At 58.9% G+C, this 14,464-nt stretch carries 12 protein-coding genes and 1 pseudogene; 7 read left to right on the top strand and 6 right to left on the bottom strand.

The window, feature by feature from the left end; translation table 11 throughout:
- Window positions 1-294: 294 nt before the first annotated feature.
- Complete coding sequence (gene amaB, locus J1W56_RS04690; RefSeq protein ID WP_223612132.1) at window positions 295-1,806, bottom strand: L-piperidine-6-carboxylate dehydrogenase; 1,512 nt, start codon at window positions 1,804-1,806, stop codon at window positions 295-297.
- Window positions 1,807-1,894: 88 nt separating this feature from the next.
- Window positions 1,895-3,298, bottom strand: a complete 1,404-nt coding sequence (hglS, locus tag J1W56_RS04685) for a 2-oxoadipate dioxygenase/decarboxylase HglS (RefSeq protein ID WP_223612131.1) — start codon at window positions 3,296-3,298, stop codon at window positions 1,895-1,897.
- A gap of 124 nt (window positions 3,299-3,422) precedes the next feature.
- On the opposite strand from hglS, the gene J1W56_RS04680 reads away from it, so the two are divergent.
- From J1W56_RS04680 to J1W56_RS04670, 3 genes are all read left to right on the top strand, one after another.
- Entirely contained in the window at window positions 3,423-4,328 is a 906-nt protein-coding gene (locus tag J1W56_RS04680) for a LysR family transcriptional regulator (protein WP_223612130.1), read from the top strand.
- A 147-nt stretch (window positions 4,329-4,475) separates the two neighbouring features.
- Window positions 4,476-5,759: an NAD(P)/FAD-dependent oxidoreductase gene (locus J1W56_RS04675; RefSeq protein ID WP_223612129.1), complete on the top strand. Its 1,284-nt coding sequence runs from the start codon at window positions 4,476-4,478 to the stop codon at window positions 5,757-5,759.
- A gap of 85 nt (window positions 5,760-5,844) precedes the next feature.
- Entirely contained in the window at window positions 5,845-6,690 is an 846-nt protein-coding gene (locus tag J1W56_RS04670; protein WP_223612128.1) for an endonuclease/exonuclease/phosphatase family protein, read from the top strand.
- Here the strand turns inward: J1W56_RS04670 and J1W56_RS04665 are convergent.
- Both J1W56_RS04665 and J1W56_RS04660 read right to left on the bottom strand, forming a co-directional pair.
- The gene (locus tag J1W56_RS04665) at window positions 6,662-8,122 is read right to left on the bottom strand and encodes a phospholipase D-like domain-containing protein (protein WP_223612127.1); all 1,461 of its coding nucleotides are present in this window, start codon (window positions 8,120-8,122) and stop codon (window positions 6,662-6,664) included. The two genes, J1W56_RS04670 and J1W56_RS04665, sit on opposite strands and share 29 nt — an antisense overlap.
- Before the next feature lie 14 nt (window positions 8,123-8,136).
- Window positions 8,137-9,639 carry an ATP-binding protein gene (locus tag J1W56_RS04660; protein ID WP_374042650.1) on the bottom strand — a complete coding sequence of 501 codons (1,503 nt, stop codon included), beginning with the start codon at window positions 9,637-9,639 and terminating at the stop codon, window positions 8,137-8,139.
- Between the two features lie 242 nt (window positions 9,640-9,881).
- Here J1W56_RS04660 and rpmH point away from each other — a divergent pair, with 242 nt between their 5' ends.
- The 4 genes and pseudogenes from rpmH (at window position 9,882) to yihA (ending at window position 13,099) form a co-directional block, all read left to right on the top strand.
- Entirely contained in the window at window positions 9,882-10,016 is a 135-nt protein-coding gene (gene rpmH, locus J1W56_RS04655) for a 50S ribosomal protein L34 (protein ID WP_040853797.1), read from the top strand.
- Window positions 10,017-10,064: 48 nt separating this feature from the next.
- Window positions 10,065-10,464 (top strand): annotated as a pseudogene (gene rnpA, locus J1W56_RS04650) (ribonuclease P protein component).
- A complete protein-coding gene (yidC, locus tag J1W56_RS04645) occupies window positions 10,448-12,286 on the top strand; it encodes a membrane protein insertase YidC (protein ID WP_223612125.1) in 1,839 nt (612 codons plus the stop codon). Before rnpA ends, yidC begins: the two are co-directional and overlap by 17 nt.
- A gap of 192 nt (window positions 12,287-12,478) precedes the next feature.
- Complete coding sequence (yihA, locus tag J1W56_RS04640) at window positions 12,479-13,099, top strand: ribosome biogenesis GTP-binding protein YihA/YsxC (RefSeq protein WP_223612412.1); 621 nt, start codon at window positions 12,479-12,481, stop codon at window positions 13,097-13,099.
- A 25-nt stretch (window positions 13,100-13,124) separates the two neighbouring features.
- On the opposite strand, the gene J1W56_RS04635 is transcribed toward yihA, so the two are convergent.
- Together J1W56_RS04635 and J1W56_RS04630 are read right to left on the bottom strand one after the other, a co-directional pair.
- Entirely contained in the window at window positions 13,125-13,844 is a 720-nt protein-coding gene (locus J1W56_RS04635) for an anti-sigma factor (RefSeq protein ID WP_223612123.1), read from the bottom strand.
- Window positions 13,841-14,380 (bottom strand): sigma-70 family RNA polymerase sigma factor, encoded by a 540-nt coding sequence (locus tag J1W56_RS04630; RefSeq protein ID WP_223612122.1) that lies wholly within the window; start codon window positions 14,378-14,380, stop codon window positions 13,841-13,843. Before J1W56_RS04630 ends, J1W56_RS04635 begins: the two co-directional genes overlap by 4 nt.
- Between the last annotated feature and the right edge of the window lie 84 nt (window positions 14,381-14,464).

Raw genomic sequence — 14,464 nt, 5'->3', positions numbered from 1 at the left:
TGGATAACTCTATTGTTTGTCATCTTAAGTCTAACTTAAGAGGAGAGTTATTTGCCGTTTTGAACAGGTTTGAGATGGTCAGAGTGATATTTAAGTAAACAAATATAAAATGGGCATAAGAAGTATTTATGCAAATGAATGGATGGGATTATCCAAAGTATAAAATTTTAATAAAACATGCGGCCTGCTGGCGACGACTCCATTCGAATAGATGCAGCTTTGGTCTTGTCTCCACAATAAGAAGCCCCCGGACTGAAAGGCCGGGGGCTGTATTGTTGCAGTCAGGGATATCGATCAGTCGATGTCGAAGGAAACACCCTGGGCCAAAGGCAATGCCTTGGAGTAATTGACGGTGTTTGTGGCGCGGCGCATATAGGCCTTCCAGGCATCCGAGCCGGATTCGCGGCCGCCGCCCGTTTCCTTTTCGCCGCCGAAAGCGCCGCCGATTTCAGCACCGGATGTGCCGATGTTGACGTTGGCAATACCGCAGTCCGATCCATCCGCGCTGAGGAAGCGTTCGGCTTCCTGCAGGTCGAGGGTGAAGATGGACGACGACAGGCCGGCACCAACCGCGTTGTGATCGGCAATCGCCTTGTCGAAATCGCTGTATTTCATCACGTAGAGGATTGGAGCAAAGGTCTCCTCCGTCACCGGACCGGCCTGCTTCGGCATTTCGATAAGGGCAGGACGGACGTAGTAGGCATTCGGATGCGATGTATCCACGCGGGCGCCGCCGGTAACCTTGCCGCCGTGGGCGACGGCTTCCTGCACTGCCTTCTGCATGTTGTCGAAGGCGGCTTTATCGATCAACGGGCCGACGAGGGCCGATGTCTCGATCGGGCTGCCGACGGAAACGCTCTCATAGGCCTTCTTCAGGCGCGGGACGAGCGTGTCGTAGACGCTTTCGTGCACGAAGAGGCGGCGCAGGGTGGTGCAGCGCTGACCAGCCGTTCCCATGGCACCGAAGGCGATAGCGCGCAGCGCCATGTCGAGATCGGCTGACGGGCAGACGATACCGGCATTGTTGCCGCCGAGCTCAAGGATCGAACGGGCAAAACGCTTGGCCAGACGCGGGCCGACTTCACGGCCCATGCGGGTCGAGCCGGTTGCCGAGACGAGCGCAACCTTGGGATGATCGACCAGGGCTTCGCCGACGGTCCGGTCGCCCATCAATGTCTTGGTCAGGCCGGCCGGCACGTCACCGAAGCGCGCGACCGCGCGGTCGAAGATGGCCTGGCAGGCGAGGGCGGTGAGCGGTGTCTTTTCCGATGGCTTCCAGACAACGGCATTGCCGCAGACGAGGGCAAGCGCCGTATTCCACGACCAGACGGCAACCGGGAAGTTGAAGGCGGAAATGACGCCGACAACGCCGAGGGGATGCCAGGTTTCCATCATGCGATGCCCTGGACGTTCCGTTGCAATGGTCAGGCCGTAGAGCTGGCGGGAAAGGCCGACCGCGAAATCGCAGATGTCGATCATTTCCTGCACTTCGCCGAGCCCTTCGGACGGGATTTTTCCCGCTTCAATCGAGACGAGGCGGCCGAGTTCCGTCTTCAGCGCCCGCAGCTCTTCACCAAAGAGGCGAACGAGTTCACCGCGCTTGGGTGCCGGAACAAGGCGCCATTCGCGGAAGGCCGCATCGGCCTGTTCAATGGCCTTGGCTGTATCGGCCGCCGAATGAATGGCAATATCGGCAATCTTCTCGCCGGTGACCGGGCTGTAGGAAGCCATTGTTCCACCGGTATAGGCGGCTTCGGCCACGCCAAGCTTTGCGAGGAGTGTTTTTACGTCTTGAGCAATCGTCATTTTGCCTTCCCTTTACATATCTTTTATCTGACCGTGCGGTGAGCGCCGGACTTTTGCCGGAGAGGCCGCAATAAGGTCAAATGAGTGTTCAACTTGCAAGTGCCGCAGGGCGCAGTATTTGTAGGCATTGTTGGATGGAGGCCTGTTCAAGCCCGGCATAATGGGCAAATTCGTCGAGGACCGCCGTACCGAGGTCGGTCTCGAATTCGCGCTGGCTGGGGCTGGCGACAAATTTCTGGCTGGCTTCGTCACCGAGATTGGACTGGAAAATACCCGCTGCGCTGACGGGGAGAAAATCCTCGTAGACGATAGGGTCGAACCGCACGGCACCGCGTGCGATCAAGGTCTCGATATCCCCAGCCTCGCGCGTGGTCACGCGGCCCGCAAAGCTCTCGACGACCGAATAGCGGAAATAGCCGAGACCGTCGCGGCGAATGTCCGCCCAATTGTCGGGAAACGCTTTGAACGTGTCCGACAGGGCGGCGATATAAGCTTTCGCGTTGGAGCCATCAGCCGCCGGACGAATGATCTTGCGGGTGTCATTCAGCAGCCTGTCATAGAGGGCCCGCCCCTTCGGTGTCAGTGCAATGCCGCGCTGTTCGATTTCGCCAAAGCGTGCGGTATGCGAGCCCGTTTCCCATGTGCCGTCGGAATTTTGAAACGATACATTCTCCTCCAGCGCCTTGAACGATGTCTGGCGCAAGAGGATGGGGCAGGCGCGCGTGGGCGGGCCTTCAATAACGGCCTTGGGAGAAATGCCGTGTTCCGGCATCAGATACTGCACCGCATCGATGTCGAGCGTGCGCGGCGTCAGGTGATTGATGTGCGGTCCCTTGAACGAGACGACATCGGCAATGAGCCGGTGGGCATCGTGCAGGCGCTGGTAAAGCGTGCCGCTGACGCTCGCCCGGTCGTGCCAGCGAAATGTCTCGAGAATCTCGCTCACGAATATTGCCGCGTCGTCAGAACCAAGGCCGCCCTCAGCTTCTGCCTTTTCAACGAGCGCAATGGCCTTGTCGGTGAAAATCCGCCGCGCATCCAGAATGGCGCGCGCCTTTTTCCGCAAGCCGGCATCGCCGATCAGGTTGAGGCGCAGCAGCGACGTGAACACCCGAAACGGATTGATCTTCAGCGCGGCGTCATCGACCGGACGGAAAGCCGTGGAATGGACGGGAACGCCTGCCTCGCTCAAATCGTAATAGCCGACGGGATACATGCCCATAACAGCGAAGGCGCGGCGCAGCATGGACAGCTCTTCCGGCGTGCCGACGCGGATCGCGCCGTGGCGCTCTTCCGATATGCGGTCGAGCGTATCGGTTTCCTGCAGCTGGTCTTTCAATTCCGGTGAAGCTGCCAGTGTCTTGCTGTTCACCTCGGCAACCAGGGACATGAGTGTGCCATAGGCAGGAACCTCTGTCCGGTACATGGATGACATGGCGGCCGAAAAGGACGCCCTGATCACGTCGGATGACGTAAACGTGCCTGATTTCATCGTGTTCTGTTCCGCTTTGTTGCTGCAACAGCATAAACTATCGCTGTCATGCTCAAACTGGATTATACAGTGATGATATCGCCAAAGATTGCGATGAATTGAACTAGGTTGATGCGAGATAAGAATGAAGTTGAGCCGCCGTCTGATTCCTGACATTGATATCCTGCAAACCTTCGAGTGTGCGGCGCGCCATGGCAGCTTCACGCAGGCGGCAAAGGAGCTGAACCTCACCCAGAGTGCCGTCAGCCGCCAGATGAGCGAGCTGGAAAGCCAGATCGGCGTCCTGCTTTTCGAGCGCATCCGGCAAAGGGTGGTTCTGTCCGACGCCGGGCAGAAATTCCTGCCCGAAGTGCGCCGCCTGCTTGGGCTGACCGAGGAAACCATGCTGCGGGCCATGGCGGCATCGCAATCGGCGTCATCCCTGAGCATTGCAACATTGCCGACCTTCGGCAGCCGCTGGCTGATGCCGCGCCTGCCGGATTTTCTGCGGCTCTATCCGGATATGGCCTTGAGCGTTGCATCGCGCTCGCAACCCTTTGATTTCGAGGAAGAGCCCTTTGATCTGGCAATCCATTATGGTCAGCCGGTGTGGGCTCATGCCACCTGCACATATCTTTGCAGTGAAATGATTGTTCCCGTCGGCAGCCCGGAACTGCTGGCCACCAATCCCGTCGTTACCCCGGCCGAGCTTGCCGGCTCGGCACCGCTGCTGCACCTTTCGACGCGGCCGAAAGCCTGGGCCGACTGGTTTGAATCGGTACAGGCGGAGGTAGTCAGCCCCTACAAGGGCCATCGCTTCGAGCATTTTTCCATGGTGATCGAAGCTGCGCTGGCGGGACTCGGTTTTGCCCTGGTGCCGCGTTATCTCATCGAGCACGAATTGGCATCCGGCCGCCTGCAGGTGTTGTTCGATCAGCCGCTGACGACAGAGAACAGCTATTATCTCGTCGTGCCGGACCACAAGAAGGAAAATCCGATGGCCCAGAGCTTTTTTGCATGGATCGCCGATCAGGTCAGCAAACGTCCCTAGGGTCCAGACCTAGTGGGTCATTCGCCCGCCGCATCACCTCTTCAACGAATTTCACTTTCGTCGCCGAAAACGCGGCTTATAAGCAGAATGGACGATGAGTCTGTGCAAGATTGCCGGCAAAGGCCGGACCGACCTGACGGTGACCCCATGCTGAATGATGAACGCTCCCACGGCCTCTGGGAAAAGACCGCGCCGCCCGCGCCTGCAACACAGAAGCTGGCGGGCAATATTTCCGTTGATGTCGCCGTCATCGGCGCCGGTTTTACCGGATTGTCCGCCGCCCTGCATCTGGCTGAAACAGGCTCAAGCGTTGCCGTTCTCGATGCCGTCGACATCGGCTATGGCGGATCAGGCCGCAATGTCGGTCTGGTCAATGCCGGCATGTGGGTGATGCCCAATGACCTGCCGCAGGTTCTGGGCCAGGTGCATGGCGAACGTTTGCTGGAACTGCTCGGCAATGCACCGCAATCCGTGTTCAACCTTGTCGACAAGCACAAGATCGCCTGCGAACTCGAGCGCAAGGGTACCTTGCACTGCGCCGTCGGCAAGAGCGGCGTCAAACAGTTGGAACAACGGGCTGAGCAGTGGCTGGCACGCGGCGCGGCCGTCCGCCTGCTGGGCGCAGAGGAAACCGCAGAGAAGGTCGGCTCGACCGCCTATGCCGCTTCGCTTCTGGACAATCGCGCCGGCACGATCCAGCCGCTGGCCTATGTACGCGGTCTTGCAACCGCTGCCATTGCCGCTGGCGTTGCCGTCCATACGGGAACCCCGGTGACATCCACGACCCGTTCCGGCGACCGCTGGATCGTCAACACACCGACCGGAACCGTGTCGGCCGAGTGGGTTGTCGTCGCAACAAACGCTTACACGACGTCACCCTGGCCGGAACTGCGAGCCGAACTCCTGCATCTGCCCTATTTCAATTTTGCCACGACGCCGCTGCCGGAAGACGTGCGCAACACGGTTTTGCCCGAGCGCCAGGGCGGCTGGGACACCAAGGAGATACTGAGCTCGTTCCGGATGGATCAGCGCGGCCGTCTGGTGTTCGGCAGCGTGGGGGCGTTGCGCGGCACGGGAATGGCCGTCCACAAGGCGTGGGCTGCCCGGTCGATCCGCAAACTGTTCCCGCAGATCAGGGATGTGACGTTTGAGGCGGGCTGGTACGGCCAGATCGGCATGACCAACGACAACCTGCCGCGATTCCACACCCTCGCGCCGAAGATCATCAGTTTCAGCGGTTACAACGGACGCGGCATCGCTCCGGGTACGGTCTTCGGCCGGGTCCTGGCTGAACACATCGCCGGCAGGATATCCGATGCCGACCTGCCTTTGCCGGTGACAAAACCCCGGGAAGAAGGCCTGCGCACCCTGCGCGAAGGATATTACGAAGTGGGTGCCCAGCTGGCGCATTTCGTTGGCAACCGGGTTTGAAGGCGCTCGCTTGATCTGATTGCTGCATTTGCTTGCCATTCGCGCGAACCCGACATATCTCTTATGCATGGACAGCAAGAAGCCAATGCGGCACACAAGACCCAGTGTCTCAGCCAGCATCCTCGCGGCGGTCAAGAACCGCAACAAGCGCCCGACTGGCGTGACCAAGGTCGTGCGGAACGACACGGTCATTGCGTCCTACAATGTCCATAAATGCGTCGGAATCGACAAGAAGTTCGATCCTGACCGCATTGCCCATGTCATCGGCGAACTTGGCGCAGATGTCGTCGCTGTGCAGGAGGCGGACAAACGCTTCGGCGAACGGTCCGGCCTGCTCGATCTTGCCCGGCTGGAACGCGAGAACAATCTTGTGCCCGTGCGTGTGGCATCGCTCTACCCCAAGGGACACGGCTGGCACGGCAATCTGCTGCTTTTCCGTGAAGGTGTCGTGCGGCGGGTGCAGCAGCTGACATTGCCGGGGCTTGAGCCGCGTGGCGCTCTGGTGGTCGACCTTGATCTCGAAGCTGGTCCTCTGCGCATCATCGCCGCGCATCTTGGCCTGCTGCGGCATTCCCGCATGCAGCAATCCGAGGCGATCCTCGATGCTGTTCATGCGGATCCATCACGCCCGACGCTTCTGCTCGGCGATCTGAATGAATGGCGTGTCGGCAGGGGATCGTCATTGCATTTCCTGCATCCGGTCTTCGATCCGATGAAGAATGCAGTGCCCAGTTTCCCCTCGCGTTTTCCGGTTCTGGCGCTGGATCGCGTGCTCGGCCATCCGCACAGTCTGGTCACCGGCATCGAGGTGCATGACACGCCGCTTGCCCGCGTGGCATCGGATCACCTGCCGATCAAGGCCTATGTCGACCTGAAGGGAGCCCTGGACGAAACGGCGGAGATCAGAGATAGGGCGAGCCTAGCCAGATAATCCGGTCGAGCAGCCGCACCCAGAATGAACGGGCGCGCAGGCTCTGCAACAGGACCGGCTTTGCGGTTTCAATGGCCGTCTCGATGAGCCCTTCCACTTTTTCTGCAAATGCCGCGTCTATGATCTCCAGGTCAACTTCGAAGTTGAGGCGCAATGACCGCGGATCAAGATTCGACGACCCGACATAGGCCCACTGTCCGTCAATGGCCAGAAGTTTGGAATGGTTGAAATTGCCGCTTGCCCGCCAGATGCGGCAATGGCTCTTGAGAATCTGGTCGAATTGCGCGGTCATCGCGCGATCAACGAGTTTCAGATTGTTGACCGCCGGCACGACGATATCGACCTCGACGCCCCGCCGGGCTGCGGTCACCAGAGCGCTGATCAGTTCGCGATCCGGCAGGAAATAGGGCGACATGATCCGGATATGGTTTCGCGCCACGGAAAACGCCCCCATCAACATGCGATGATTGGCTTCCACGCTCTTGTCCGGGCCGGCCGGGACAGCCCGGATAAAGACGGGATCGCCCGCCGGCGTGTCCGGCGAAGCGATCAGCCAGGGATCGCCAGCCAGCTGTTCACCCGTGGTGAAGCGCCAGTCTTCCGACGCGATATGGAAGAGGTCGGTGACGATCGGGCCGGTCAATCTGAAATGGGTATCGCGCGCATGGTCCTTGCCGGCAATTTCTTCGGAAAAACCGGCGCGAATGTTCATGCCGCCGGTAAAGGCCGTTGTCCCGTCAACAATCAGAATCTTGCGGTGGGTCCGCAGGTTCGCATAGGGCAGGCGCAAGCCGATGATGATGTTGCCGTTGAACACGTCGGTGCGCACGCCGCCTTTTTTCAGATATCCGACAATACTCGGTATGGAATAGCGGGCTCCGACAGCGTCGATGAGAACACGGACTTCAATGCCGCGCTGAACGGCAGCAATCAGCGCATCTGCCACGCGAAAACCGATCTTGTCCCGGTCGAAAATGTAGGTCTCGAGCAGAATGCTGCGCTGAGCAGCGTTGATATGGTCGATCATCGAACGGTAGGCATCGTCTCCGCTTTGCAGCATGGCGACGTCGTTGCCGGTTGTCAGGCGGCAGCGGCTCACCCGGTCGCCGAGCGTTTTCATGGCGGCAAAGCGTTGCCCGAAATGCGCAAGGACATTCCCTTCGTCCGCATCGAAACGCATCAGGTGATCCTGACCGATTTCGTGCAGGAAGGCGCGCTGCGAGCTTATGGAGGAGCGCCTGATCCGGTTGATGCCGGCGACCGCATAAATGACCGCGCCGATCACCGGGGAGAGGATGATGACGCCGACCCAGCCAATGGCCGCACGCACCTCCTCCTTCGTCATGGCCGCATGGACCGCGGCGGGAACGCCGAGGACGATGGAAAGGACAAAGAAGATCTGGGGCCAGTAGGTGGGAAGATAATCACTCATTTGCGAGTGTCATATCACGATATTGAATCCCGGCGCGAGCGCCATTCGGCGAGAGAGACGGGTTGATCCGGTATGCGGATTTCAAAACTTGTGCCCGCGCCTTCGCCGCCGCGCAGTTCAATGGTGCCGCCATGCGCACGAACCAGCTCGTGCACAATGGCAAGGCCGAGCCCGGTGCCACCGGAGCGGGCCGAGCCCTTGAATGCGGTGAACAGGTTCTCGCGCGCCTTGGGCGGCAGTCCCGGACCGGTATCCTCAATGCCGATGATCGATGTGGCGCCAATTTGTCCTGCCGTAATTGTCAGCCGTTTGACGATGGAGATGTCATCACCCGTAACGCCGCTCATGGCTTGAACGGAATTGCGGCAGAGATTCGAAATCACGCGGAAGAACTGATCCGGATCTGCGTCGACCTCAAAACTCTCCGGTACGAGGTTTTTGAATTCAATCCCCGACTTTGTATCAAGATTGAGCATTTCTTCCACGTCGCTGACGATGGTGTGCAGCTTCACCCGCCGCCGCTGTGGCGGCGGCTCCTGTGTTCCGCCATAGGCAAGCACGGTCTGGGAGTAGTTGATGGCTCGGTCGATCGTCCGTACGAGTTTCGGCACCATGCGCTGAATGGCGGGGTCGCTGGCATTGGCGAGGTGATCGGACATGAGCTGGGCCGACGCAAGAATGTTGCGCATGTCATGGTTGATTTTGGAAACGGCAAGGCCAAGGTCGGCCAGGTGTTTCTGCTCGGACAATGTGCGCTGCAAGCGCTGCTGCATGTCGGCCAGCTCGCGCTGGGCAATGCCAAGCTCGTCCTCGCGATTATCCGGCTGGATGACCCGCTGCGGATCATCCGGCTGCTGGGCAAAGGCCAGCATGTTCGCACTCATGCGCTGGATCGGCCGGATAAGCAGGTGGCTGATGGCAAGGAAGACCAGGCCGGCGGTAATGACCGAAATGAACATCGAAATCAGCGTCAGATTGCGGGCATAACGCAACATCGCGTTGCGCAGGGGCGCATCGGACGTGATGAGCTCGATGACTTTTCCCGTCTCGCCGATAGGACCGTAAACGCGGATGATGCGGTTGCCACCATTGATGAGCGTATCGAATGCGTCGCGGATCGTGGTCAACGGGTCAGTGACCGTCATGTCGATGTGCCGGTCGACCTTGGACGGCATGTCCGACACCGCCAGCAATCGCGACGCGCCCATTTCGCGCAGGGCAATCGCCTTGGTGCCCGTGGCAAGAAGCACATCGTTCTGTACGCTCTGCGGAATATCCTTGTCGTCGCTTGCCGCCAGCACGACACTCGCTGCCGCAACGGTATTGAGGCGGTCCGAAAGCCAGCGCATGCGCATATCGGCCATGGTCGGAACGAAAATCATCACTTCGGCCAGCAGGCCGAACAGGATGGTGAGGCGCAACAGCTTGCCCGAAAGGCGTTTGAGGATCGGCAAGCGCCGGCCCGCGTGCTGCATACGCGCGCCTGCCGGTTGCTGATCCTGTTGCGTTACCGCCATATTTGCTCCATCAATACCCGATGTAGGACAAACGTTGCGCCGGTACAATAAATCACTTCCCGATTTTTGCCTATGCGTGAAATGTCCGGTATCAATTGACTTCTCGGTATCATGCCTCTATAAGCCGCGCACGTCCGGGTTGACCGCCCCGGCGGCGTGTTGTTATGCGCCAATGGCGGTCCTGATATGCTCCTGTCAAAGAACAGACCACAAGAAGGGCCGCACACCGCGGTGTTAAACAAATGAAGCGTACTTATCAGCCATCCAAACTTGTCCGCGCACGTCGTCACGGGTTTCGCGCCCGTATGGCTACTGCAGGCGGCCGCAAGGTTATCGCAGCACGTCGTGCTCGCGGTCGCAAGCGGTTGTCGGCATAAGGCGTTCCGCGCAGGTTTGCGCGGTTGGCCGAAGTTGGCATTGCAGGAATGAATGATCAAAAACCACTCCGCCTTCGCAAGAGAGCGGAGTTTTTGGCTGTTCGGGCCGGAGAAAAACGCCGCGGCGGCTTTTTTCTGCTCGAAGTCAAGGAGCGCGAAGACCGGCAAGGTCCGCCGCGTGTTGGTTTTACAGTCACAAAAAAGAACGGAAATGCCGTTATCCGCAATCGCATCAAGCGCCGGCTGAAAGAGGCCGTACGCGTCAATGTTGCAGGTGACATGGCCCCCGGAACCGACTATGTGATCGTTGCTCGCCGTGACGCGCTTGATGCGCCATTTGCGGACTTATCCCGGGAACTCTCGAAACGGGTTTCCAAAAAATACCAAACCGGCGTTTCCCCAAGACATGACCGGCCCAACAGGACCCGATAATGGAAACCAATCGTAATTTCTTTATCACCATCGCCTTGTCCGTCGTTATTCTGGGACTGTGGCAGGTGTTCTATATGGGCCCCAAGATCGAGGCCGAGCGGCAGCAGGCACAGATTGAAGCCACGCGCCAGGCGCAGACCAAGGCCGCCGGGCAGCCCGCGACGCCAGCCGGTACGCCAGCAAGCAATCTGCCGGCATCCACACCCGCCGCACCCGGTGCCAATATTCCCGGCCAGACGCCGGATTCCGCTCAGGCCGGCAGCATCACCCGTGCCGCCGCGCTCGGGCAGACGTCGCGTGTGCAGATCGATACGCCAAGCCTCAGCGGATCCATCAGCCTGACCGGCGCGCGTCTGGATGACCTGCAGCTCAAGCAGTATCATGAAACGGTCGACAACAATTCACCGACCATTCAGCTGTTAAGCCCTTCGCAAATGGCAGACGGGCAATTTGTCGAAATCGGGTTCACCGGCAATGAGACATCGGGCACGGTTCCTGGCCCGACGACCGTGTGGACAGTGGACGGCAACAGCAAGCTTAGCCCGTCGACCCCGGTTACCCTGACGTTTACCAACGAAAGGGGCCTGGTTTTCAAGCGCACCTTCAGTGTCGACGACAATTATATGTTCACGGTCAAGGATGCCGTGACGAACGGAACCTCCGTGCCGGTTTCACTGGCCTCGTACGGTCGTGTCACGCGGTTCTACAAGCCTCTGCATGCCAGCACCTATGTGTTGCATGAAGGTCCGATCGGCGTGATCGCTGGAAAGCTGGTCGAATACAAATTCGCGGCAATCGAGAAGGAAAAAGAGGTTTCTCCGGAGAAAACGGACACTGGCGGCTGGATCGGCATCACCGATAAATATTGGGCCGCTGCGCTTGTTCCATCGCAAACGAAGCCTTTCAAGGCGCGCATGTCCTACTTCGACAATGGCCGTCCGCAGTATCAGAGCGACTATCTGTCCGATCCGACAACGATTGAGCCAGGTCAATCCACAACGATCGAGAACCTCGTTTTTGCCGGCGCCAAGGAAGTTGGCAAGATCAATGGCTATATGAACAACCTGCATATTCCGTTGTTCAAGAATCTGATCGACTGGGGCTGGTTCTACTTCATCACCGAACCGATGTTCTATCTCATCGACTGGCTGTACAAGGCCATCGGCAACTTCGGCGTGGCCATTCTCGTTGTTACGGTTCTGCTCAAGGCGCTGTTCTTCCCACTTGCCAACAAGTCCTATGCGTCGATGGCGCGCATGAAGCTGGTTCAGCCGAAGATGACCGAAATCCGCGAGAAATATGCGGATGACAAGGTCAAGCAGCAGCAGGCCATGATGGAGCTCTACAAGACCGAGAAGATCAATCCGATCGCTGGTTGCTGGCCCATCCTGATCCAGATTCCGGTCTTCTTCGCGCTCTACAAGGTGCTGTACGTCACCATTGAAATGCGCCACGCGCCGTTCTTCGGCTGGATCCAGGATCTGGCCGCGCCGGATCCGACATCGGTGTTCAACCTGTTCGGTCTCATTCCATGGACTGTTCCGGCGTTCCTGATGATCGGTGTCTGGCCGCTGATCATGGGTGTGACGATGTTCCTGCAGATGCGCATGAACCCGACGCCTCCCGATCCGACGCAGGCCATGATCTTTAACTGGATGCCGCTGATCTTCACGTTCATGCTGTCCAGCTTCCCGGCCGGTCTGGTGATTTACTGGGCGTGGAACAACTTCCTGTCGATCACCCAGCAGGGCATCATCATGAAGCGGCAGGGCGCGAAGATCGAACTGTGGGACAATCTTGCGGGGCTCTTCAAGAAGAAACCCAAACCCGCGGAATAGGCGGGTTTCACTCGAATGCCGAAAGCCCCCGCGTCATACCGGGGGCTTTTCATTTGCCGGTGAACGGCGCCGTTCAGTTGACAAGGCGGCGATAACATTGAATGCAGGTGGCTGCGGCCACCCCATGAACGGACGGAAAACAACGTGAGCGAAACCAACGACAATACGAACCGGCTGATCGAGAAGGGCCGGATGCTCTTTGCGCAGGGCTGGGTTTTCATTCGCGGCGTTCCGTCCATGAAATTCCTGCCGCCCGAAGGGCCCATCGAAATCGCCTTCGCCGGGCGCTCCAATGTGGGCAAGTCGTCGCTCATCAATGCGATCATCGGCCAGAAAGGTCTGGCGCGCACCTCCAACACGCCGGGGCGGACGCAGGAACTCAACTATTTCGTCCCGGATGGCCATTCCGGTGAAAATGGCGATCTGCCGCCGCTCGCCGTGGTCGACATGCCGGGTTACGGTTTTGCGGAAGCACCGAAGGAGCAGGTCGATGCATGGACGCGGCTTGTCTTCGATTACCTGCGCGGCCGTACCACGCTGAAGCGCGTCTATCTGCTTATCGATGCCCGTCATGGTGTGAAGAAGAATGATGCGGAAGTGCTCGATCTCCTGGATCGTGCGGCGGTGTCCTACCAGATCGTTCTGACCAAGATCGACAAGATCAAGCCTGCCGGTGTGCCGCGCCTCATGGAAGAAACGGCGCAGGCCATCAAAAAGCGCGCCGCTGCCTATCCAACGATCCTTGCCACATCGTCGGAAAAGGGCGGCGGACTGGATGAGCTGCGCGCTGCAATCGCGCTTCTCCTTGAATAATAGAGCCTTACCAGCTTCCTTGATTTCAGATGCTGCTCACAGCGCCCGCTGCGACGACAGCGCCGGTGGGCGCTCCGCTTGGAGAGCCGCCTGCCGGTTCAACCGAAATGGCCAGGGTCGTTCCATCCCGCAGCTTTGCGGCAGTTGGCGCGGGTACGTCGAATTCCGTCACCTTGGGCGATTTGAGAACGCCCAGCGATACCGGAGCGTCCTTTCCCGCAATCAGCCAGAGTTCCAGCGACTTGTTCTGCGGAATATCGCCTGAAACCAGCGTAATCCTGAGCTTTCTCGACTTGCCGTCAAAAACAGCAAGGCTTCGCATTGGACCGCTGTCGCTTGCCATGGAGGCAACAAGCTGCACAGGAGCTGGTCCGGTTTGGCGCAGAACGTACTCCCTACCGAAGTTGAACAGGACCAGTGCAAGCGCTGCAACGGCAACCGTTCGCCAGAATGCCAGGCTGTTCCAGAAGGAGGCGCCGGCCGCCACGCGGCCCGAGTCGATGCCAAACAGCCGCTGATCGATCTGGCTCTTCAGATAGCTGGGCGCCGTCACCGGCTGAAATTGCACGTTCAATGGGTCGAACCGGTTCTGCCAGTCGGATACAAGGCGCGCAAAGGAAGCATCGGTTTCGATGCGGCGGGCGGCGTCCTGCCGCTCCTGATCCGGCAGCACGCCCAGCACATACTCGGCTGCGACGAAATCGTCGCCTTCCGGCATTGTGTCATCGGGTGGTATCGTGCTCATCGTTCCAGACATTCCTTCAGTTTCATCAGGCTGCGCCGCAGCCAGGTTCTCATTGTATTCAATGGCACCCGATGGCGGATCGCCAGGAGATCATAGCTCTCGCCGTTCAGATAGGCGCCCCGCACGGCCGCAGCCCGGTCAGAATCCAGCTGATCGAGACACTCGTTGATGCGCTTTGTTTCACCGGATGCAATGGCAGACTGTTCGGGATTGAGGGACGGTTCCGCGAGACCGACCGCCTTTTCCAGTTCGGCTGTTGCTGGCTTGCGGGCACGCAGTACGTCAATCGAATGATTGCGCGCAATAGCCACCAGCCACGAGATGGGGCTTGTATCCGCGACGGCAAACCGGTCAGCCTTGTTCCAGATCTTGACGAAAATATCCTGCAGTGCATCCTCTGCTTCCGAGCGATTGCCCAAGATACGCAGGCATACGCCGAATAGTTTCGCGCTCGTGGAGGTATAAAGCTTATCGAACGCCGAGCGATCCCGCAAAGCGACCCGTGAAATCAGCTCTGATATGCCTTCGGGTGTCATGCGACCGGCGTTTCCAACTCTTTGACTATCCAGAGTCCTGCCCCTAAGTTAAATCTGCGGATATGTTGTCCTGTCAATGGGCCG

This window comes from Phyllobacterium calauticae (assembly GCF_019991125.1).
Lineage (GTDB): Bacteria > Pseudomonadota > Alphaproteobacteria > Rhizobiales > Rhizobiaceae > Phyllobacterium > Phyllobacterium calauticae.
Note: the sequence above shows the minus strand (reverse complement) of the source record. Positions and strands in the feature narration are given on the sequence as shown.